The following is a 21,285-nucleotide window of genomic DNA, read 5'->3' as shown; positions in this document are numbered from 1 at the left end:
TTGACTAATTTACTACGCACATATAAAATCATTTTATTCGTAAAAAAAGAGAAGAAGGAACTGATATGAGCGTAAGTAAGAAGAGAATAGTTGTAAAAGTCGGAACATCTACAATAACAAATGACAGTGGAAATGTTGATATAAGATCACTTGATCATCTATGCAGAGCACTGTCCGGTGTTGAGAACCTGGGATATGACCTGGTGCTCGTGTCGTCGGGGGCAATAGCTGTAGGCGCAGGAAAGATGCGTCTTGCGCAGAAGCCTAAGGAAATAAGACTTAAGCAGGCGGCGGCAGCGGTCGGACAGACTGAGCTCATGCATCTTTATGATAAATTCTTTGGTGAATATAACAGAATGGTTGGCCAGATATTGCTTGATAATGCGGATTTTTGCAATCCCGCAAGAAGCGAGAATCTCAAAAATACATTCGATGCACTTCTTGAAAATCATATTATTCCCATAGTTAATGAAAATGACTCTGTAAGCCATACGGAGATTGAATCGGATAAGAAGCTCTTTTCCGATAATGATATGCTTTCTGCGCTTGTTGCAATTTTCTGTAATGCAAGCAAACTTATTATTTTCTCTGATATTGACGGACTTTATGACGGCAATCCCAAAACGGATCCGAATGCAAAGGTTATAAGCAGAGTTGAGGAAATTACTGAAGAGCTTAAGAGCGTTGCGTCGGGATCAGGGTCAAACAGAGGAACAGGCGGAATGATCACTAAGCTTGAGGCCGCAGAACTGGCTACATCTCATGGAATTGACGTACTTATTACCAACGGAAAAAATCCCGAAAAGCTATATGATATTATCGAAAAAAAGAAAGTTGGAACACTTTTTGTTGCAAAGGAGCAGTGATAGAGTAGCATTTTTTTAACTAATTTATGGCAAATACTTGCATAAATATATGAAATTTTTACTATTTATATTAACTTCACTTGCTTAAAATATATGCGGATTATATTATTAAGTTAACTAATGCGCTTTATTACAATTGCATCATGGAGGCTTATATGGGACAAAAAAGGAAAAAAAGTGGTATAAAGTGGTATAATTCAATTCTTTCTCAGGTTATTGCCGTTAACGTTATAATGGCTGTAGTCTTTGGACTTGTTATGTTTGCAACGATGGATTCGTTGGATAATTCTGTAAATATGTCATCTTCACTTATGTCATATATTGCGAACGTAAATAATTACGAAGGTAAGATATCGGCAAAGGTTTATTTTTTGTATTCTCAGCCTTTTAGCTATATGTATACCGATAGAGAGCAGAAGCAAAATCTCGGTAACATTGTTCAGCAGAACAGAGCGGAGATTACTAAGCTTGTGACTGAACTTATGGATGAACTCGGTAAGAACAGAAGTGAGTATTCAGTTAAGGCTTTGGGTGTTGCACAGCAGTTGTCGGAGAGCATCGATCAGTATGTGAACCTTGTCGATCAAGCATATGAGCTTGCCAAAAAGGCCCAAGGTGCATCATGTGCTCATATGATGGAAACAGAGGTAAAAGATCAGCTCGGTGTTGTTGAACAGGATTTGCAGAATCTTAATTATGCTGTAGAACAGATTGCTACTGGATCAATCTATGACATGATAGATATGAGAAACGGCGCTGTAGTAAAGATAGTTGTTGGCCTTCTTATTTTTGTCGTATGTATTTTGGCTACATTCTTTATGAACTATTTCCTTATCATTCGTAAGATTTCTTCAATGTCAAATGAGGTTAACAGGATCATTGATGAGATTGATAACGGTCAGGGAGATCTTACTTCAAGAATTATGACGAGTGTCGATTCTGAGCTTATATATTTCAAGAAGGGATTCAACAGATTCATTGAGACTCTTCAGACAATTATGCGTGAGATCAGAGAGGGTACATTGGTACTTGCTACTTCTGAAGAGGAAGTATCCATGAAGATTCAGAAAGCAAATGACAATGTTTCAAATACATCTGCAGCTCTCGAAGAACTTTCTGCAAGTATGGAGAATGTATCACATACCGCAAACAATATGCTTGATAAGCTTGAAGATGTTAAGCGCGCTACTCAGAGCATAAATGATGAAGTATATGGCGGACAGGAAGCGGCAACAGAGATTAAGGTTGAGGCATCAAATGTTCGTGATGAGGCTAATCTTAAGAAGAGCAATACTGGCGCTAAGATGGAAGAGCTCAGTAAGGTTCTCGAGATGTCTGTTAAAGAGAGTGAGCAGGTTAACCAGATCGGTGAGCTTACAAATGTCATTCTTGATATCGCATCACAGACCAATCTTCTTGCTCTTAATGCAAGTATTGAGGCTGCCAGAGCCGGTGAAGCGGGTAAGGGATTTGCGGTCGTTGCCGAAGAGATCAGTTCACTTGCTGAAAACAGCAGACAGACAGCCGGAAACATTCAGGCAATCAGCCAGAATGTTACAAGTGCGGTTAAGGATCTTTCAGATAACGCACTTCAGGTTCTTGATTTCATTAACACAACAGTTCTTTCCGATTACGATTCATTCGTAGAAATCGGTGAGAAGTATGGAAATACAGCTGTAATCATTGACAACATGCTTAGCAAGTTTAATGCGAAGGCTGACAATCTCAATGCGATCATGGCTGAGATGGCAACATCGGTTACTTCAATCAGCGAGTCTGTTAAGGAAAGTACAGTGGCTATCAATACTTCAGCATCTAACTCAACAGAGATTGTTGGAGAGATGCAGGGTATCGGAGAAGCTATGGATAACAACAACCGTGTTACCAACCAGCTCTCAGACAGCACAAAACAGTTTGTTAATCTTTAATCCTTGCATTTTGGGATTACAGGTATATAAGACTAAATTGATTTATAAGGCATGGCTCATATCATTTTTGGGCTGTGCCTTTTTCTATGTGTTTCTATATGTTTTTATAATAAGAAAAACTGGTATTTGATAATAATATAAAGCTGTATATTCATATGATACCAGAATAAAAGTATACTAATATTGCTGTTATCATATGCTTGATTACGGCGACAATAACTTAAATTATACAGACAAGAGAGGATGCATGATGAGAGTAGCGGCAATAAACGATCTTTCCGGTTTGGGTAAATGTTCACTTGTAGCAGATATTTCGGTTTTTTCAGCAATGGGAATCGGAACCTGTGCTGTACCGACGGCTGTACTTAGTGCTCAGACGGGTTTTTCTTCATATTACTGTAAAGACCTTACGGGAATTATTCCTGAGTATAAGGCAAATTATGAGAAGCAAAAGGCAGCTTTTGACGGCATTATAACGGGATTTATGTTGAATGAGGCACAGGCAAAGAGTGCACTTGAGTTTATAAAGGCTTTTAAGACAGAGAATACCCACGTTCTCGTAGATCCTGTGCTTGGGGATGACGGAGAACGATATATGAATTTTTCGGACAGTCTTCTTAATGCTATTAAAGAGATGGTTAAAGAGGCTGATATAATAACTCCCAATATCACAGAGCTGTGTCTTCTTGCAGACGTCGATCCGGGAGAATATCATAAGTATTCCGGTGAAAAGCTTATTGATTATGTGCTTAAAGTTTCTGATGATATCAGAGGAAAGAGCAAGCAGATGATTGCTGTTACGGGAATTCCTGTGAGTGAAGAGGGTGAAGTCGGAAATCTTGTTATATCTGACGGAGAACACGGATTTATTAAATCCCGCACCAACGGCGTGCATTATTCGGGAACGGGAGATCTGTTTGCGGCAATTATAATGGGCGGAATTCTTAATGGAATGACTATTCTGGATGCGGCAAAACTTGCCGGAGATTTTATACGTGCGTCAGCTGAAGATGCGGCAAAAGACGGCACTTTGGGTATCGAAGGTGTTGCATTTGAGAAAAATCTTGGGATGCTTATTAGGTAAAATGCTTTTTTACGAGTGAAATAAAATAAGCGGTGTAGAGAGATAAAACACTCTCAATACACCGCTTATATTTTTTCTTATAGATACGATCAAGGATTTTCGTGATATTTGTCATAGATTTCCGCGAGGTATGTTTTTACTATCTGGATATTTGACATCTTGCGGAGATCGAGATTTCCCATGAGAACTGCGATTTCATCGGCGAGTAAAAGCATGTTGTAGATCTTAAGCTTGAATTCGTCTCTGGTCAGCTCATCAATGTTAATTTCCATAAGTGGAGCACCGAGTTTAAGTGTTACATTTTCGTCGGCGATTCCTGTGAGCATAATTCTTGTAGTAGGATCAAAATTTACATATAAAAGCAGTTTTTCTTTCTCATGTTTTTTGAGAGACATAGGGCTTTGATGTGATGACTCCATCCATTCGTAAAGATCTGTTTCATCGGGATTCATTAGATACTTGGTAAGCTCTTCTTTATGCTTTTCAATGTATTGCATATATTTACCGGCGTTAGGACCTGTGTATGCAAGCTCTACTTTGACCCCGTTGTCTGTTCTGACAAGTCTGCACTTCTCGGCGACTTCTTTAAGTTTTAAAGATGTTTCCGCTGCGCCGACCATTTTGAAAGTGCCTGTTTCTAACTCCTGTGTGAATTCCATTTTTATCTCCTTTACGCAAAACTACAATAACGTTAGTATAGCATATGGGGTTAGAAAATGGTATACTTATAAGAGTTTTGTATAAGTCAAGGGGAGAATATGGCACAAAGTAATAATGGTAGAAAACAGACAAGAAAGACCGCTTCGAGGAGTACGGGAAGAAGCTACTCCAGAGCAAAGACTTCCGCCAAGAGAGCAGAAGAAATTGACTATTCTTTAAGAAGCGAACTTGTGGTTATTGCAATGGTCGCTTTAACGATTTTCCTTTTCTTATGTAATTTTGGTATTTGCGGAGAGTTTGGCAGTGCGGTAAGCGGAATATTATTTGGCTTTTTCGGCGTTACGGCGTATATTGCACCACTTGTGGCACTTGGCGCTGTTCTTATTTCAGTGGCTAATTTTGGCTCAAGTGCGGCACAGCGTAAGGTCGTTTCCGGCATTGTGCTTTTCTTTATGTTGGGCATTATTGCGGAGCTTTTTACCAACAGACCTCAGCAGGCGATGAATTACGATGTCGCATTTATATTTAATTCGGCAAAAGACGGAAGAGACGGCGGCGGATTCTTTGGAGGCTCACTTGCTTATGCATTGTATAAACATCTGTCATTTGCGGGAACGGCTCTTGTGCTGCTTCTGGTTGGCATTGTCAGCGTTGTGATATTCACGGAACAGTCTTTTGTCGGTGGTATCAGGAACGGTAGCAGGAAGCTTATTGAGAAGACAAGAGAAGATGCTGCAAATTACAGAGACTACGCGGAAAGACGACGCGAGATGGCTGAGAAGAGAAGGGCTGAAATAAGAGAAGAGAAGCGCCTTGCCATCGAACAGAAAGAAGATGCCAAGATCCTCAGGATGGAGAAAAATGTCCGGGGAGTCATGCTTGACACCAACATCACAAAAGAGGATGTTGAAGAAGAGAAAACAGACAATATCCATATTTATGGTGAAAATAAAGAAGAAAATATCGGGAATATATTTATTCCGGATGAAGAAGAGTTCCATGACGATATACATGAGATCATGCTCAATAAGCATGAGATAGAGACAGACATAGAACCTGACGGACAAAGAGTCCTTGTCACCGAACCCAGAATTCACAGCATGGATTTTGGTTCAAGCAAGGAAGAAGAGCCTATTGCATTACCTGATAATCACAATGGTGGTAAGCTTGTTGCAAAGGCGGCACCTGTAGAGGTTCAGGAAGATATTCTTCCCGATGTTCCGATACATGCGGAAGATCTCGGGAACGGCATGAACGGTGATTATGCGATACATGCTCAGGACCATATTTCAAGATCGCCCGGAGCATCTTCCAAGATCACATCCACAGCCGAAACTGTGCATGTTCCTTCAGGTCCGGGACCGCATACGGTCAATGTCGGCATGGAAAAAGAAATTGAGGCACATAAGCGTGCCATTGCCAAGAAGTACGTATTCCCTCCCGTAAGTCTTTTGGAGAAGGGGGTTAAGAACAAGAATCTTGAGACGGCAAGACAGCTCAAGGAAACGGCACTCAAATTGCAGGAGACACTTAAGACTTTCGGCGTAAATGTAACCGTAACCGACATAAGTCAGGGACCTTCCGTAACAAGGTTTGAACTTCAGCCCGAAGCGGGAGTCAGAGTCAACAAGATTGTCGGACTTGCAGATGATATCAAGATGAATCTCGCTGCAAGAGATATCCGAATAGAAGCGCCTATTCCGGGTAAAGCGGCTGTCGGAATCGAAGTGCCGAACAAGGAGAATCAGGCGGTTGCACTGCGAGACCTCTTTGAGTCAAAAGAGTTCAAAGAATTCTCATCAAAGCTTGCTTTTGCCGTCGGCAAAGATATAGCAGGAAAAACGGTGGTTACGGATATTTCCAAGATGCCGCACCTTCTTATCGCGGGTGCTACGGGATCGGGTAAGTCCGTATGTATAAATACCATAATAATGAGCCTTATTTATAAGGCTAAGCCCGAAGAAGTACAGATGATCATGATTGATCCCAAGATTGTTGAGCTCAGCGTTTACAACGGAATCCCTCATCTTATGATTCCTGTCGTAACAGATCCCAAGAAAGCTGCTGCTGCGCTTAACTGGGCGGTTGCGGAGATGACAAACAGATATAAGAAGTTTGCCGAAGCCGGAGTCCGTGATCTTAAGGGATATAACAAATTTGTTGAACAGAGCGGTGATCCGGAGAAGCAGGTTCTTCCCCAGCTTGTCGTTATCGTAGATGAGCTTGCGGACCTTATGATGGTTTCCGCGAATGAAGTCGAGGATGCAATCTGTCGTCTTACACAGCTTGCAAGAGCTGCGGGAATCCATTTGATCATAGCTACTCAGAGACCTTCAGTTGATGTCATCACGGGTCTTATCAAGGCAAATATGCCGAGCCGAGTTGCGTTTGCGGTATCAAGTGGTGTTGACTCAAGAACAATCCTTGATATAACAGGTGCGGAGAAGCTTTTGGGAAAGGGTGACATGCTCTTTTATCCTCAGGGATATACAAAGCCCGCACGTATGCAGGGAGCATTTGTTTCGGATAAAGAAGTTCAGGCAGTTACCGATTTCTTAAGAAATCAGGGAATCGAATCGTCTTACGGAGAAGAGATTGAACAGCAGATTCAGAATATTCAAAGTCAAGGCGGTGGCGGCGGTGCCGCAAGTTCGGGCGATGGAGCATCGAGCAGGGATGAATACTTTGTGCAGGCCGGCGAGATGATCATTGATAAAGAGAAAGCATCTATAGGAATGCTTCAGAGAGTATTTAAGATTGGCTTTAACAGAGCGGCAAGAATCATGGACCAGCTTTGTGAAGCGGGTGTTGTCGGAGATGAAGAAGGCACAAAACCAAGAAAAGTCCTTATGACAAAGGTTGAATTTGAAGAAATGGTAGGAGGAGAATAATGGGAGTAAAAAGTGATATTGAAATCGCGCAGGAAGCGAAAATGCTTCATATCAAAGAGGTTGCTAAGTCAGTAGGTGTAGAAGAGGATGATCTTGAATTTTACGGAAAATACAAGGCTAAACTTACTGAAGAATATCTGAAAAAAGCTGAGAGCAAGAAGAAAGGTAAACTCATTCTTGTAACAGCCATCAACCCCACTCCCGCAGGAGAAGGAAAGACAACTGTTTCCGTTGGACTGGGAGATGCGCTTAACAGACTCGGACATAAGACTGTTATCGCACTCAGAGAGCCTTCACTCGGACCTTGCTTTGGTATCAAGGGTGGAGCTGCAGGCGGCGGATATGCACAGGTTGTCCCGATGGAAGATCTGAACCTTCATTTTACAGGTGATTTCCATGCAATTACTTCTGCAAACAACCTGCTTGCCGCACTTCTTGACAATCATATCCAGCAGGGCAATGAGCTTATGATCGATACAAGACAGATCATTTGGAAGAGAGCCGAGGATATGAACGACCGTGCGCTCAGAAACATCGTTGTCGGACTTGGTGCAAAGGCAGACGGTGTTCCGAGAGAAGACCACTTTGTTATAACCGTTGCTTCTGAGATTATGGCAATCCTTTGCCTTTCAAGTGACCTTGAAGATCTCAAGAAGAGACTTGCAAATATAATCGTTGCTTATAACTTTAAAGGTGAACCCGTAACTGCCGGAGACCTTCAGGCAGTCGGCGCTATGGCAGCTCTTTTAAAAGATGCGCTCAAGCCCAATATCGTACAGACACTTGAGCACACACCCGTTATCGTTCACGGCGGTCCTTTTGCGAATATCGCACACGGATGTAACTCTGTAAGAGCTACAAAGACAGCGCTTTCAATAGCTGATTATACGGTTACGGAGGCAGGATTCGGTGCGGATCTCGGCGCCGAGAAGTTCCTTGATATCAAGTGCAGAATCGCGGGACTTAAGCCTGATGCGGTTGTTCTTGTTGCTACCATAAAGGCACTTAAGTATAACGGCGGAGTACCCAAGACAGAGCTTGGAAAAGAGAACCTTGAAGCTCTCAAGAAGGGAATCGTGAACCTTGAAAAGCATATAGAGAACATTCAGAAATACGGTGTACCAGTTGTTGTTACACTTAACTCCTTCATTACGGATACCGAAGAAGAAACTAATTTTGTAAAAGAGTTCTGCGAAAAGAAAGACTGCAGATTTGCTCTTGCGGAAGTTTGGGCAAAAGGCGGCGAAGGCGGAGAAGCTCTTGCAAAAGAGGTTATTGATACAATAAATACCAAGCCAAGCAACTATGCGCCTATCTACAGCGACGATATGTCAATCAAGGATAAGATTGGAACGGTTGCTACAGAGATTTACGGTGCGGACGGAGTTACATATACACCTGCCGCAAGCAGACAGATTGCAAAGATTGAAGAGATGGGATTTTCCAAGCTTCCTGTATGTATGGCGAAAACCCAGTATTCTCTTTCGGACGATCCGACACTTCTCGGAAGACCTACAGGATACAACATTACCGTAAGAGAAGTATACGTTTCTGCCGGAGCGGGATTTGTCGTTGCACTTACGGGTGCGATCATGACAATGCCCGGACTTCCGAAGCATCCTGCCGCTTACGACATTGATGTTGATGAAAACGGCAAGATCACAGGATTATTCTAAGGAAACACCGGTTAAATCTATTTATTTGAGGAGTATGTATGAGTGCACAGATTATTGATGGAAAAGCGATTTCGCAGATAATTAAAGACGAGCTTAAAGAAAAAACGGCTCGTCTTAAGGAACAGGGAATAGAAGTTACGCTTGCCGTAATTCTTGTCGGAGAAGATCCGGCTTCCCAGGTTTATGTAAGAAACAAGAAAAAGGCATGTGAGTATATCGGATACAGATCTCTTTCTTATGAACTTCCGAAGGAAACTTCTCAGGAAGAGTTGCTTAAGCTGATTGATGAACTCAACAACAGAGAAGATGTAAACGGAATACTCGTTCAGATGCCGCTTCCTTCGCAGATAGATGAGAAGACTGTTATCGATGCAATAAGTCCGAAGAAAGACGTAGACGGATTCCATCCTATGAATGTGGGTGCGCTCTGTATAGGTGAAAAAGGCTTTGTATCATGTACTCCCGCAGGAGTTATCCAGCTCTTAAAGCGCGGATGTGACGGTAAGATCGATATAGCCGGCAAAGAATGTGTTATCGTGGGAAGATCCAATATTGTCGGTAAGCCTATGTCGATGCTGATGTTAAGAGAGAATGCAACTGTGACCGTTGCTCATTCCAAAACAAAGAATCTTGAGGAAGTCTGCAAGAGAGCGGATATCCTTATCGCAGCTGTCGGAAAAGCAGGTATGATCACCAAAGATCATGTCAAAGAAGGCGCAGTTGTTATAGATGTCGGAATTAACAGAAATGAAGACGGTAAACTTTGCGGAGATGTATGCTTTGATGAGGTTAAAGAGATAGCTTCCGCAATTACACCCGTTCCCGGTGGTGTAGGCCCCATGACTATTGCTATGCTCATGAACAACTGTTATGAAGCTGCTACAATGTTCAGATAATTGTAGAAGAGAAGTAGAGATAATAGTGGAGTATAAGATATGAAATGTCATAATTGCGGCGCCGATATACCTGATGGACATCTGTACTGTGATAAATGTGGCGCGGAGATAAATATTGTTCCGGAGTTTGAACCGGAAGTTGAAAATGAAATTGATACAACGCTGTCATCGATTGCAGATAGACTCTCTAGAGATGATAAGCCCAAAGTTGTGATCAAATATAGGAATAAAGATGATTTCTTTGAATTTATAAAGAAAAAGAAGAATGTCATCATCGGAAGTGTTCTGGGAATACTTATAATTGTACTGTTTGTAAGTATAATCTTTATGTCGCAGGATAAAACAGGTGCCAAATACCTTAAACTTGCCGAAAAGTCAAGAAGTAACGGTAATACTTATGAAGCAGTTGCATACCTAACGGAAGGAAACAAGAGATATCCGTATAATACGGATATTATTTTCAGGCTGGCGGATTGTTATCTTGAACTTGGATCTGTCGGAAATGCTGTTGATACACTGAAAATAATCACCGATTCGTCAAATTACCCAAAAGATTCTGTCACAGCAGCGTACGAAAGTATAATTTCGATATATAAACAATCGGGAGAATATGATAAAATAGCTGAGATTCTTAATGAAGGTCATAATGAATCTGCAGATGCACTCAGAAAAAAATATGTGCCGAAAGAGCCCGAAATGACTCCGGGAGACGGAACATATGAGGAAAAAGTATCAATATCAATTTCTTCCGATGACGGTTCAAGTATTTATTACACCATCAACGGGGACGACCCCACCAAGAAGAGTGAAGCTTACAGAAGCGAATTTGAGATCGATAAGGATGGCGAATATAACATTAAAGCTGTAGCCATCAATGAATACGGTGTTTCAAGTCCTATAGTTGATAGAACTCTTATAATAGAAGGCGGAACCGCGCCGACTCCTGAGATTATGGAACCGAGTGGTGATTATAAGGAAAATACCATGATAGTAGCCATATCAGGCGACGGATGCAGGATTTTTTACACGACCGACGGAACCGATCCCACTATGGAATCAGAGGAATATACGGAGCCTATTCCCATGCCGATGGGAACATCGAACTTTAAGTTTATCGCATATAATGAAAAAGGCAATCCGAGTGAGATAGTGGAGAGGGAATATGTTCTTGCGTATGACAGAAGGGTTACAAAAGAACAGGCCGTGCAGAGACTTGTAAGTAAACTTCTTGCACTTGACGTTCTTCTTGATGAAAAGGGAAGTGTAAGAGGCGGCGGACATAATGAATATATTTATGATTCCGTGATCGAGGTTGCGGGTGCCGGTGAATATTACAAGATCATTGAAGAATTTGTTCGCGGTGACGGAACAAGAATTCAGACCGGAAGATTATTTGCCGTTAATACGCATGACGGTACGTTAAATCATCTCGGATATGATACCCGTGGCAGATTTACATTAAAAACCATCAAATAAAGAGTAATTTACTTTATATACTTATTCAAGATATTGGAGGATGATGACTATGTTCAAGATTTTAGAGGCAAATGAGCTTACTACGAACATCTATCAGATGATCGTTGAGGCTCCGCGTGTTTCTGACGCATGTTTACCCGGACAATTTTTGATTATCCGTGTTGATGAGGAGGGAGAAAGAATTCCTCTTACAATATGTGATTATGACAGAGAGAAGGGCACGGTAGAGATTGTTGTTCAGGCTATCGGTGCTGAAACACACAAACTTTCTAAACTCAAGGCCGGCGATTATTTGGCAGACGTTGTCGGACCTTTGGGAAAACCTTCCGATCTTTGCGAAGAGAGCGTTGAAGATCTCAAGAAAAAGAAGATCGTATTTATTGCAGGTGGTGTAGGAACTGCTCCCGTTTACCCTCAGGCAAAGTGGTTAAAGGAACAGGGCGTTGAATGCGACGTTATCATAGGTGCAAAGACAAAGGATCTTGTTATCATGGAGGAGAGATTCAAGAAAGTATGTAATCTCCACATTACAACAGATGACGGATCATACGGAAGAAGCGGAATGGTTACAAAGGCTCTTCAGGATCTTTGGGATGAAGGAAATAAATATGATCACTGCGTAGCTATCGGACCTATGATCATGATGAAGTTTGTTTGCAAGCTTACAAAAGAACTTGGAATTCCTACAATTGTCAGCATGAATCCTATTATGGTTGACGGAACGGGAATGTGCGGAGCTTGTCGTCTTACAGTTGACGGACAGGTTAAGTTTGCCTGTGTAGACGGTCCCGAGTTTGACGGACACAAGGTTGACTTTGATCAGGCAATGAATCGTATGAAGCTTTACAAGACTGAGGAGGGAAGACTTCTTCTCAAGGCTCAGGAAGGTGATACACATCACGGTGGATGCGGAAACTGCAACTGATAGATGATTGATTCGTTTAGCAAATTATTCTATTTGCGATAACTATATAGGAGAATAAAAGATGGATGGATTTGTAAGAGTTCCGGTCCGCGAACAGGACGCTAAGGAACGTGCGACTAATTTTAAAGAAGTATGTCTCGGATATAATAAAGAAGAAGCTGAGAAGGAAGCTCTCAGATGTCTTAATTGTAAGAACCCCAAATGTGTACAGGGATGTCCTGTATCAATTAATATTCCTGCATTTATTGAGCAGGTTAAGCAGGGGAATGTTGAGGAAGCTTATCAGGTGATCAGCCAGTCAAGTGCACTTCCCGCTGTATGCGGACGTGTATGCCCTCAGGAGAGCCAGTGTGAGGGACAGTGCGTAAGAGGAATCAAGGGTGATGCCGTTTCAATCGGTAAGCTTGAGAGATATGTTGCCGACACAGCAAGAGAGATGGGAATCAAGCCCGAGGGTGCAAAAGAGAAGAAGGGCAAGAAAGTTGCCATTATCGGTTCAGGCCCTTCAGGTCTTACATGCGCAGGCGATCTTGCAAAGATGGGTTACGATGTAACTATATTTGAAGCGCTTCATGAGGCAGGCGGTGTTCTTGTATATGGTATTCCTGAGTTCCGTCTTCCCAAGGATGCCGTTGTTAAAAAAGAAATCGAGAACGTTAAGTCACTCGGCGTTAAGCTTGAGACAGACGTTGTTATCGGTAAGTCTGTTACTATAGACGACCTTATGGAGAAGGAAGGCTTTGAGGCTGTATTCATCGGTTCCGGAGCAGGACTTCCCAGATTCATGAATATCCCCGGCGAGCAGGCTATGGGTGTATTCTCAGCAAACGAGTTCCTTACAAGAAGCAATCTTATGAAAGCTTTTGATGAGAATTCAAGAACACCTATCATGAGACCTAAAAAGTGCGTAGTTGTAGGTGGCGGTAATGTTGCTATGGACGCAGCAAGAACAGCACTTCGTCTCGGAGCTGAAGTTCATGTTGTATATCGTCGTGGTGAGGAAGAGCTTCCTGCACGTAAGGAAGAAGTAGGACATGCTAAGGAAGAGGGAATCATCTTCGATCTTCTTTGCAATCCTGTTGAGATCCACGCTGATGAGAACGGCTGGGTAACAGGAATCACATGTATCAGAATGGAACTTGGCGAGCCTGATGAGTCAGGAAGAAGAAGCCCTGTTGAAGTTCCCGGTTCTGAGTTTGAGATTGAATGTGATGCTGTTATCATGTCACTCGGAACATCACCTAATCCGCTTATTTCTTCAACAACAGCGGGACTTGATATCAACAAGAGAAAATGTATCGTTGCAGAAGACAACGGACAGACATCAAAGCCCGGCGTATTTGCAGGTGGTGATGCCGTTACCGGAGCAGCTACTGTTATCCTTGCAATGGGTGCAGGTAAGGCTGCTGCAAAGGGTATTGATGAATATCTTCAGAGCAAATAATATATACTTGAAATATTGATATGGCACCGTCATCCGTTATCGGGTGACGGTGTTAATCTAAAGAAATACCGATAATACCGGTATTTATCTATAAAGAACACGGGAAGAACAGAAAATATGGTTGCTTATGTAAATGGTATTCTTGAGAGCATCGAAGAGGGAAATGCTGTTATAGACGTAAACGGCATTGGGATAAACGTAAATATTTCCGGTTCTACCATGGACAGAATGCCCGGAATTGGCGAGATGGTAAAAGTTTATACTTACACAAACGTCAAAGAGGATGCGTTTACACTTTTTGGATTCCTTTCAAGGGATGAGCTTAGTCTTTTTAAACTTCTTATTACAGTTAACGGAATAGGACCTAAGGGCGGACTTGCGATATTGTCGGTTATGTCGCCGGACGATCTTCGTTTTGCCATTATTGCGGGAGACAGTGCATCTATTGCAAAAGCTCCGGGAATAGGCAAAAAAACTGCGGAGAGAATAACTCTTGAACTCAAAGACAAGATCAAAGTTACGGAGGATTCTTTGCTTTCGCAGGGTGGAGATTCGCTTGACGGAGACCTTTTGGGTGATAACTTGTCTGCGAAAGATGAGACGGTTGCTGCACTTGTGGCGCTTGGTTACAATAATTCCGATGCTATGAGAGCGGTCAGAAAAGTTCTCGGCACTGAAGAAGGAGCAGCCGCAAATACGGAAGATTTGCTGAAACTTGCTCTTAAGGAGATGTTTTAAACAGCCATGGAAAAGAAAAAGATAGTAACAAACGCCAGAGGAATAGCACCGGAGGCAAACCGGGAAGATATAAAGATTGAGGGATCGCTTCGACCTCAGAACCTTGATTCCTATATTGGACAAAAGAAGATCAAGGAAAGCCTTAAGATTTATATTGAAGCTGCAAAGAAGAGAGGAGATTGCCTAGATCACCTTCTTTTTTACGGACCACCCGGACTTGGTAAGACCACTCTTGCGGGAATAATTGCAAATGAGATGGGTGTACATATCAAGATAACAAGCGGACCCGCTATCGAAAAGCCCGGTGATATGGCGGCTATATTAAATAATCTTCAGGAAGGCGATATCCTTTTTGTGGATGAGATTCATCGTCTTAACAGACAGGTCGAGGAAGTGCTCTATCCCGCCATGGAGGACTATGCCATTGATATTATGATAGGAAAAGGTCCTACCGCGAGATCGATAAGACTAGATCTTCCTCATTTTACTCTGATAGGTGCGACAACCAGAGCGGGAATGCTCTCTGCGCCTTTAAGAGACAGATTCGGAATGATACATAGAATGGAATTTTATGATATTGATGAACTTTGCAATATCATTTTACAGTCGGCAAAACTCCTTGATGTCGAGGTAGACAAGGGCGGCGCCGTTGAGATGGCAAGAAGAAGCAGAGGAACGCCCAGACTTGCCAACAGAATACTTAAGCGTGTCAGGGATTTTGCACAGGTTAAGTTTGACGGAAAGGTTACGGGAGAGGTCGCAATGACGGCTCTTGATCTGATGGACGTTGATAAAATGGGACTTGACCATACGGATAGAAATCTTCTTCTTACCATGATCAACAAATTTGCAGGAAAGCCTGTCGGACTCGATACATTGGCGGCAGCCATAGGAGAAGATCCGGGAACAATCGAGGATGTTTACGAGCCGTATCTTATTAAGAACGGTTTCATAAACAGAACTCCCAGAGGGCGCGTGGTTACTGAAATTGCGTATGCTCATTTGGGACTTGAAAACCCCGTCGATACCGATATATAATTTAAAAGTACAAATTTGCTTATTGTTTGATTTTTTTATGCAGGGAGAAAACTATGGCTTCTAAAACGGATACTGAAGTAATTATCGGGGGAAAAGTATTCACCTTAAGCGGCTATGAAGGCGAGGAATACCTCCAGAAGGTGGCTTCGTATATTAACAATAAGATTGCGGAGTACAACAAGTTGGATGGCTTTAAGAGACAGCCGGTAGATACACAGAATGTTTTGTTACAGCTTAATATTGCAGATGACTATTTCAAGTTGAAGAAGCAGATAGAACTTATGGAAGAGCAGCTTACCGAGAAGGAAAAAGAGCTCTACGATCTTAAACATGAGCTTATCGCGACGCAGATAAAGCTTGAAAATACCGAGAAGAACAGTAAGAGTCTTCAGAGTAAACTTGATGATTCTTCCAAAAAGATAATTCAGTTAGAAACACAGGTTAAAGGTAATAAAAGGTGATTTAATGGGGCTGTCTTTAGGGACAGCCTTTTATATGAATATGAAAAAAGTCGAACTTTTGGCTCCCGCAGGGGGTTATGAAACAATGGTAGGTGCCTTCAATGCAGGCGCCGATGCCGTTTATCTTGGCGGATCTAAGTTCGGAGCAAGGGCTTATGCGGATAATTTCGATGAGGCCCAGGTTCTGGATGCTATTTCTTATGCCCATTTACACCACAAAAAAATATATATGACAGTCAATACGCTCGTTAAAGAGCGCGAGTTTTCAGAGCTGTATGATTTTATGATTCCTTATGCGGAAAAGAATCTTGACGGTGTTATCGTTCAGGATTTCGGCGTTATGAAATTTTTGCGCGATGAGTTTCCGAATGTCGAGATTCATGCAAGTACGCAGCAGACCGTTACGGGTGTTTACGGTGCGAAGCTCTTAAAAGATCTCGGATGTTGCAGAGTCGTACCCGCAAGAGAGCTTAGTCTTTATGAAATGAAGGCAATCCGTGAAAAGGCGGATATTGAAGTTGAGGCATTTATTCATGGCGCGATGTGTTATTGCTATTCGGGAGCATGTCTTTTCAGCAGTATGGTGGGAACTAGGAGCGGTAACAGAGGACGCTGCGCCCAGCCATGCAGACTTCCGTATAAAATAGCGGGATCAAACCGCAAAGAGGAATATCCCATCAGTCTTAAGGATATGTGCACGATAGATTTGATTCCGGAACTTATAAGAGCGGGAATTGATTCTTTTAAGATAGAAGGACGAATGAAAAAGCCTGAGTATGCGGCAGGCGTTACGTCGCTCTACAGAAAATATATCGATCTGTATTACAAAGAGCCTGACAAAGAACACAAGGTATCCAAAGAAGATATGGACATCTTGAAAGCTCTTTATCTAAGGACGGGTATAAGCGACGGATATTATCACAGGCATAACGGAAGAGAGATGGTCACCGTCTCATCACCTGCATATAACGGAACTTCGGAAGAAGTTTCCAAGATGATAAAAGAAAAATATCTCGGCTACGAGAAGAAGATAAAGTGTGATATTTACTGCGATCTGACGGCCGGAAGCGCGGCAAAACTTACTATGCTTCTTAAGGACAACAGCGGTATTGTCTGCGAAGTATCGGGGAATGAAGTCCGGCAGGCATCAAACAGACCGATGGATGAAAAAAGTATTGAAAAGCAGCTGAGAAAGCTTGGAAATACGCCGTTTGAAGCGGATGAAGTCATTGTTTCCATAAATGATAACGGTTCGGGAAACGGAATCTTTATTCCCGTAAGTGAGCTTAATGAATACAGACGAAGCCTCTGCGAGAAGATGCTTAATATGCTTCTTGATTCGGATACAGGCAAGAAGGTTCGGGAGCAAGGTAACGGTAATGGTTCGGACAGTTTAGAGGTAACGGAAAGTAAAGTAGCAAAGCCGGAAAAAAGAAAAGCAGATTTCCATGTGCTTGTAAGAAGTATGGGACAGCTCAGAGTTGTTTTAAGTTTCCTTGACGGTAATTTTGGCGAAAAGAAAATCGGAAGAATTTATGTCGATTCAAATCTTCTTCTCGGAGAAGATAAGGATGATGTTTTAAATAATCTTAAAACCGCAGGAGAAGCGGGAGTTGATGTATTCGTGGCTCTTCCTTATGTCACAAGAGAAGAGAAGATTGACGGAACTTCTGATATTATAACGCTCATAAATATCTGTAAAGCAGGTAATCTGCGCGGTTTGCTGGTAAGAAACCTTGAGCAATTGGGATATTTGAGAGATAATAATTATCTTGGGAAAGTAATCTGTGATTACGGAGTTTATGTATGGAACGCAGAGAGCTGCAAACTTCTTTCCGAATGCGCGAAAGGGGATTTTGGCGTCGATGAGATATCTGTTCCGTACGAACTTACAATTCATGAGGCAAAAGATGTTACGGTTTCGATTAAGAGATTTTCCGATATTCCCGTTACATATAATGTCTATGGACATGTTCCCATGATGATAAGCGCCGGCTGCATAAAGAAAACTACGGACAGATGCAGCGGAAAGACCGGAAGCGTTCATAGTGAGAATATTCATATGATCGACAGGATGGGAAATGACATGGTGGTAACGACTGATTGCAGGAACTGCTACAATGTCATATGGAATACAGATCCGACAGTTCTTTTGGGTAAAATGAAAACTATTGAGGATATAGGAATCTTCGATCATTACAGGATTGATCTTACGATTGAATCAGGGAATGATACGGAAAATGTTCTTGAAAGCTTTATTCACGGTAAAGCTTTTGAAAAAAAGAACTATACCACGGGTCATTATAAACGCGGAGTGGAATGATTTAATGAAACTTTATGTTACAGAGATAGCTAAATATGTGATCGCTTTTTTGCTTTTTTTGTACACCGCCGATTCTTTCGGTGCACTTACAAAACCGTATGAGAGCGACAGAAAGCTTATATATACCAGGCAGATCGGCTGCATGTTCGGAGTTCAGATATCTTGTTTTATACAGATATTGGCACGAACGGGAAAGATGAGTTATTTTTTCTTTTTCGCATTTCAGCTGGTAATATTTGCTTCGATAATTATGCTTTTTTATGTCATATATCCGGATGCGAATAAGCTCGTTGTAAACAATATGTGCATGCTTCTGATGATAGGAATAATCATGCTTACGAGACTTTCTTATGAGAAGGCGATAAAACAGTTTATTATCGTTGCGGCATCTATTGTAATAGGCTTTTTTATTCCGGAGCTGATATTCAGACTGAATGTGATAAAGCGCTATGAATGGGTATTTGCTGCGATCGGTCTTGCTGCGATAGGTGTGGTTTTGGTTCTCGGAACCGCAACAAACGGATCTAAGATCACGTACACGATTGCGGGAATTACCTTTCAGCCATCGGAATTTACAAAGATTATCTATCTGCTCTTTTTGGCGGGGGCATTGTATAAGGCAAAAGAACTGACAGATCTTATGAAGATTGCCGGAGTTGCCGGTGTTCATGTAATTATCCTTGTTTTGTCAAAAGATTTGGGAAGTGCGCTTTTGTTTTTCATAGTTTTTCTTGCACTTATATATATTGCAACGAATAATATCGGATATCTTTTCATGGGACTTGGATTCGGGTCGGTGGCGAGTGTTATTGCTTACGGGCTCTTTTCACATATACAGGTGAGAGTTAAGGCATGGCTCGATCCGTTCGGAAATATTGAAAGTGCGGGATATCAGCTGTCACAGTCGCTTTTTGGAATCAGCAGCGGAGGCGCTTTCGGACTTGGACTTTACGGAGGATCGCCGCAGTCGATTCCTTTCGTTGAGCAGGATTTTATTTTCTCGGCGATAGCGGAGGAATTTGGAATCGTATTTGCAGTTATAATGACACTTATATGTCTGAGCACATTTATGCATATCATGTATGAAGGATATATGATGCACGACAAATACTACAGACTTTTGTCATGTGGAATAGGTGTGGCTTATATTTTCCAGACGTTTTTGACTATAGGAGGAGGCTCCAGATTCATTCCTCTTACGGGTGTAACACTTCCTCTTGTAAGTTACGGCGGATCGTCCGTAATGGTTACGGTTGTCATGATGATGATATTTGAGGGGATTTGTCTGGTGCGGAATTTCGAGGAAGCGGAAGACTACATGAGACGCGACAGATCAAGAGGAAGCAAGAGGGATTATTATTACGATGAGAGAAACGAGAGGTACGAGGAGGACTACTAAAGACACAAGGTCGTCGCAACCGACATCGATAATTGTACTTTCGGGTATATATGTGATGTTGTTTGTGGCAATGCTTGTATTTATAGCATATTCCGCTACCGTAAATAAACAGAAATACATGAATAACAATTTCAACACCAGACAGAAGATCTTGACGGCTCAGAATACAAGGGGCAAGATCCTGTCTCGTGACGGTGACGTTCTGGCAAGTACGAAGACGGACAAGCACGGCAAAGAAAAAAGGGAGTATCCTTACGGAAAAGACTTTGCTCATGTTGTCGGATATTCATCCCACGGAAAAGCTGGTGTTGAGCTTATGGCCAACTATTATCTGATAAATTCGGGATTGGATCTTTCAAAAAAAGCCGCATATGAGTCTAAAAATGAGAAGTTTCCGGGAAATGACGTAACAACGACTCTTTCCGTTGAACTTCAGAAAATATGCAGTGATGCAATCCAGGCACCGAGAAAAGGAGCAATAGTTGTTTCGGACCCGAAGACGGGAGAGATACTGGCGATGGTATCAAAGCCTGATTTTGACCCAAATACGATACCGCAAGACTGGGACAGTTATGTTGCTGATGAATCAGGCGATGCGACTCTTGTAAACAGAGCTACGCAGGGACTTTATCCGCCGGGTTCCACATTTAAGATAGTCACTTCGCTTGCATATTTAAGGGAACATCCAAAGGACTACAACGATTATAAGTTTACCTGTAAGGGCAAAGTTTCCGAAGGTGAGAATACCATATCCTGCTATCACGGAGAGAGGCATGGATCGCTTGATCTATACAAGTCTTTTGCGAAGTCGTGTAACTCTTCCTTTGCAAATATCGGAGTCAATTATATAGATCAGCATACATTTAATGATGTTTTAAACGATCTTATGTTCAACGGAAAACTTCCTCTTGATATGACATATTCAAGAAGTAAGGCGAGATATAAAGATGATATGTCAAAGGGAGATGTAATGCAGCTTGCAATCGGACAGGGTGCGACGACTGTTTCTCCCATGCATATGAATATGATCACTTCGGCTATAGCAAATAAGGGAATTCTTATGAAGCCTTATTTTGTAAAAAAGGTTGAGACTGCAGACGGTAAGGTGCTCGAGTCGTATAGCCCGGAAGAAGCCAAGAGGCTTATGAGTGAAGAAGAGACAAGGATCCTTACAGAGATGATGATCCAGGTTGTTCAAAAAGGAACTGCGACCAAATTAAAAGGCCGTTCCTACACGGCGGCAGGAAAGACCGGTTCTGCTGAGTTTAATTCTGCAAAGTCGGATTCTCATGCATGGTTTACAGGTTTTGCACCGGCTGAGGATCCCAAGATCTGCGTTACCGTGATCGTTGAGGATGCCGGAAGCGGCGGTAGTTTTGCCGTTCCAATCGCAAAAAAGATTTTTGATGCATATCTTAAGTAAAGAAACATACGAAAAAACTTCCAACACCTGCACGCCGCGGGTTACAGGTGTTGGAAG

At 42.1% G+C, this 21,285-nt stretch carries 16 protein-coding genes; 15 read left to right on the top strand and 1 reads right to left on the bottom strand.

Features of this window, described 5'->3' with window-relative positions; all coding sequences use genetic code 11:
• The first annotated feature begins 65 nt into the window (after positions 1–65).
• The 3 genes from proB to BLP87_RS10160 all read left to right on the top strand — a co-directional run bounded on the left by proB (position 66) and on the right by BLP87_RS10160 (position 3,878).
• Complete coding sequence (gene proB, locus BLP87_RS10170) at positions 66–866, top strand: glutamate 5-kinase (RefSeq protein WP_074462609.1); 801 nt, start codon at positions 66–68, stop codon at positions 864–866.
• Positions 867–1,021: 155 nt separating this feature from the next.
• Entirely contained in the window at positions 1,022–2,794 is a 1,773-nt protein-coding gene (locus BLP87_RS10165) for a methyl-accepting chemotaxis protein (protein WP_074462608.1), read from the top strand.
• Positions 2,795–3,041: 247 nt separating this feature from the next.
• A complete protein-coding gene (locus BLP87_RS10160) occupies positions 3,042–3,878 on the top strand; it encodes a bifunctional hydroxymethylpyrimidine kinase/phosphomethylpyrimidine kinase (protein ID WP_074462607.1) in 837 nt (278 codons plus the stop codon).
• Between the two features lie 89 nt (positions 3,879–3,967).
• On the opposite strand, the gene BLP87_RS10155 is transcribed toward BLP87_RS10160, so the two are convergent.
• Entirely contained in the window at positions 3,968–4,537 is a 570-nt protein-coding gene (locus BLP87_RS10155) for a hypothetical protein (protein ID WP_074462606.1), read from the bottom strand.
• A 99-nt stretch (positions 4,538–4,636) separates the two neighbouring features.
• Here BLP87_RS10155 and BLP87_RS10150 point away from each other — a divergent pair, with 99 nt between their 5' ends.
• From BLP87_RS10150 to BLP87_RS10095, 12 genes are all read left to right on the top strand, one after another.
• Positions 4,637–7,429 (top strand): FtsK/SpoIIIE family DNA translocase, encoded by a 2,793-nt coding sequence (locus BLP87_RS10150; RefSeq protein ID WP_074462605.1) that lies wholly within the window; start codon positions 4,637–4,639, stop codon positions 7,427–7,429.
• A complete protein-coding gene (locus BLP87_RS10145; RefSeq protein WP_074462604.1) occupies positions 7,429–9,105 on the top strand; it encodes a formate--tetrahydrofolate ligase in 1,677 nt (558 codons plus the stop codon). The genes BLP87_RS10150 and BLP87_RS10145 overlap by 1 nt, the downstream gene beginning before the upstream one ends.
• A gap of 38 nt (positions 9,106–9,143) precedes the next feature.
• Positions 9,144–10,001: a bifunctional methylenetetrahydrofolate dehydrogenase/methenyltetrahydrofolate cyclohydrolase FolD gene (gene folD / locus BLP87_RS10140; protein ID WP_074462603.1), complete on the top strand. Its 858-nt coding sequence runs from the start codon at positions 9,144–9,146 to the stop codon at positions 9,999–10,001.
• Between the two features lie 39 nt (positions 10,002–10,040).
• Positions 10,041–11,477 (top strand): chitobiase/beta-hexosaminidase C-terminal domain-containing protein, encoded by a 1,437-nt coding sequence (locus BLP87_RS10135; protein ID WP_074462602.1) that lies wholly within the window; start codon positions 10,041–10,043, stop codon positions 11,475–11,477.
• Between the two features lie 49 nt (positions 11,478–11,526).
• The gene (locus tag BLP87_RS10130; protein ID WP_074462601.1) at positions 11,527–12,402 is read left to right on the top strand and encodes a sulfide/dihydroorotate dehydrogenase-like FAD/NAD-binding protein; all 876 of its coding nucleotides are present in this window, start codon (positions 11,527–11,529) and stop codon (positions 12,400–12,402) included.
• Between the two features lie 61 nt (positions 12,403–12,463).
• Positions 12,464–13,846: an NADPH-dependent glutamate synthase gene (gene gltA, locus BLP87_RS10125; RefSeq protein ID WP_026655044.1), complete on the top strand. Its 1,383-nt coding sequence runs from the start codon at positions 12,464–12,466 to the stop codon at positions 13,844–13,846.
• A gap of 117 nt (positions 13,847–13,963) precedes the next feature.
• The gene (ruvA, locus tag BLP87_RS10120) at positions 13,964–14,584 is read left to right on the top strand and encodes a Holliday junction branch migration protein RuvA (RefSeq protein WP_074462600.1); all 621 of its coding nucleotides are present in this window, start codon (positions 13,964–13,966) and stop codon (positions 14,582–14,584) included.
• Between the two features lie 6 nt (positions 14,585–14,590).
• The gene (gene ruvB, locus BLP87_RS10115; RefSeq protein ID WP_074462599.1) at positions 14,591–15,622 is read left to right on the top strand and encodes a Holliday junction branch migration DNA helicase RuvB; all 1,032 of its coding nucleotides are present in this window, start codon (positions 14,591–14,593) and stop codon (positions 15,620–15,622) included.
• A gap of 53 nt (positions 15,623–15,675) precedes the next feature.
• Positions 15,676–16,083, top strand: coding sequence for a cell division protein ZapA (gene zapA, locus BLP87_RS10110; protein ID WP_074462598.1), 408 nt, complete (start codon positions 15,676–15,678; stop codon positions 16,081–16,083).
• Positions 16,084–16,117: 34 nt separating this feature from the next.
• Entirely contained in the window at positions 16,118–18,406 is a 2,289-nt protein-coding gene (locus BLP87_RS10105; RefSeq protein ID WP_074462632.1) for a U32 family peptidase, read from the top strand.
• A gap of 4 nt (positions 18,407–18,410) precedes the next feature.
• Entirely contained in the window at positions 18,411–19,805 is a 1,395-nt protein-coding gene (locus BLP87_RS10100) for an FtsW/RodA/SpoVE family cell cycle protein (RefSeq protein ID WP_074462597.1), read from the top strand.
• Positions 19,771–21,228 (top strand): peptidoglycan D,D-transpeptidase FtsI family protein, encoded by a 1,458-nt coding sequence (locus BLP87_RS10095; RefSeq protein WP_074462596.1) that lies wholly within the window; start codon positions 19,771–19,773, stop codon positions 21,226–21,228. Before BLP87_RS10100 ends, BLP87_RS10095 begins: the two co-directional genes overlap by 35 nt.
• The last annotated feature ends 57 nt before the right edge of the window (positions 21,229–21,285 follow it).

Source organism: Butyrivibrio hungatei (genome assembly GCF_900101605.1).
Classification (GTDB): Bacteria; Bacillota; Clostridia; order Lachnospirales; family Lachnospiraceae; genus Butyrivibrio; species Butyrivibrio hungatei_B.
Note: the sequence above shows the minus strand (reverse complement) of the source record. Positions and strands in the feature narration are given on the sequence as shown.

Bases quoted from the DNA above. Each gene is read 5' to 3' on its own strand.
- proB (WP_074462609.1), top strand. From the start codon at position 66: ATGAGCGTAAGTAAGAAGAGAATAGTTGTAAAAGTCGGAACATCTACA.
- BLP87_RS10165 (WP_074462608.1), top strand. From the start codon at position 1,022: ATGGGACAAAAAAGGAAAAAAAGTGGTATAAAGTGGTATAATTCAATT.
- BLP87_RS10160 (WP_074462607.1), top strand. From the start codon at position 3,042: ATGATGAGAGTAGCGGCAATAAACGATCTTTCCGGTTTGGGTAAATGT.
- BLP87_RS10155 (WP_074462606.1), bottom strand. From the start codon at position 4,537: ATGGAATTCACACAGGAGTTAGAAACAGGCACTTTCAAAATGGTCGGC.
- BLP87_RS10150 (WP_074462605.1), top strand. From the start codon at position 4,637: ATGGCACAAAGTAATAATGGTAGAAAACAGACAAGAAAGACCGCTTCG.
- BLP87_RS10145 (WP_074462604.1), top strand. From the start codon at position 7,429: ATGGGAGTAAAAAGTGATATTGAAATCGCGCAGGAAGCGAAAATGCTT.
- folD (WP_074462603.1), top strand. From the start codon at position 9,144: ATGAGTGCACAGATTATTGATGGAAAAGCGATTTCGCAGATAATTAAA.
- BLP87_RS10135 (WP_074462602.1), top strand. From the start codon at position 10,041: ATGAAATGTCATAATTGCGGCGCCGATATACCTGATGGACATCTGTAC.
- BLP87_RS10130 (WP_074462601.1), top strand. From the start codon at position 11,527: ATGTTCAAGATTTTAGAGGCAAATGAGCTTACTACGAACATCTATCAG.
- gltA (WP_026655044.1), top strand. From the start codon at position 12,464: ATGGATGGATTTGTAAGAGTTCCGGTCCGCGAACAGGACGCTAAGGAA.
- ruvA (WP_074462600.1), top strand. From the start codon at position 13,964: ATGGTTGCTTATGTAAATGGTATTCTTGAGAGCATCGAAGAGGGAAAT.
- ruvB (WP_074462599.1), top strand. From the start codon at position 14,591: ATGGAAAAGAAAAAGATAGTAACAAACGCCAGAGGAATAGCACCGGAG.
- zapA (WP_074462598.1), top strand. From the start codon at position 15,676: ATGGCTTCTAAAACGGATACTGAAGTAATTATCGGGGGAAAAGTATTC.
- BLP87_RS10105 (WP_074462632.1), top strand. From the start codon at position 16,118: ATGAATATGAAAAAAGTCGAACTTTTGGCTCCCGCAGGGGGTTATGAA.
- BLP87_RS10100 (WP_074462597.1), top strand. From the start codon at position 18,411: ATGAAACTTTATGTTACAGAGATAGCTAAATATGTGATCGCTTTTTTG.
- BLP87_RS10095 (WP_074462596.1), top strand. From the start codon at position 19,771: ATGAGAGAAACGAGAGGTACGAGGAGGACTACTAAAGACACAAGGTCG.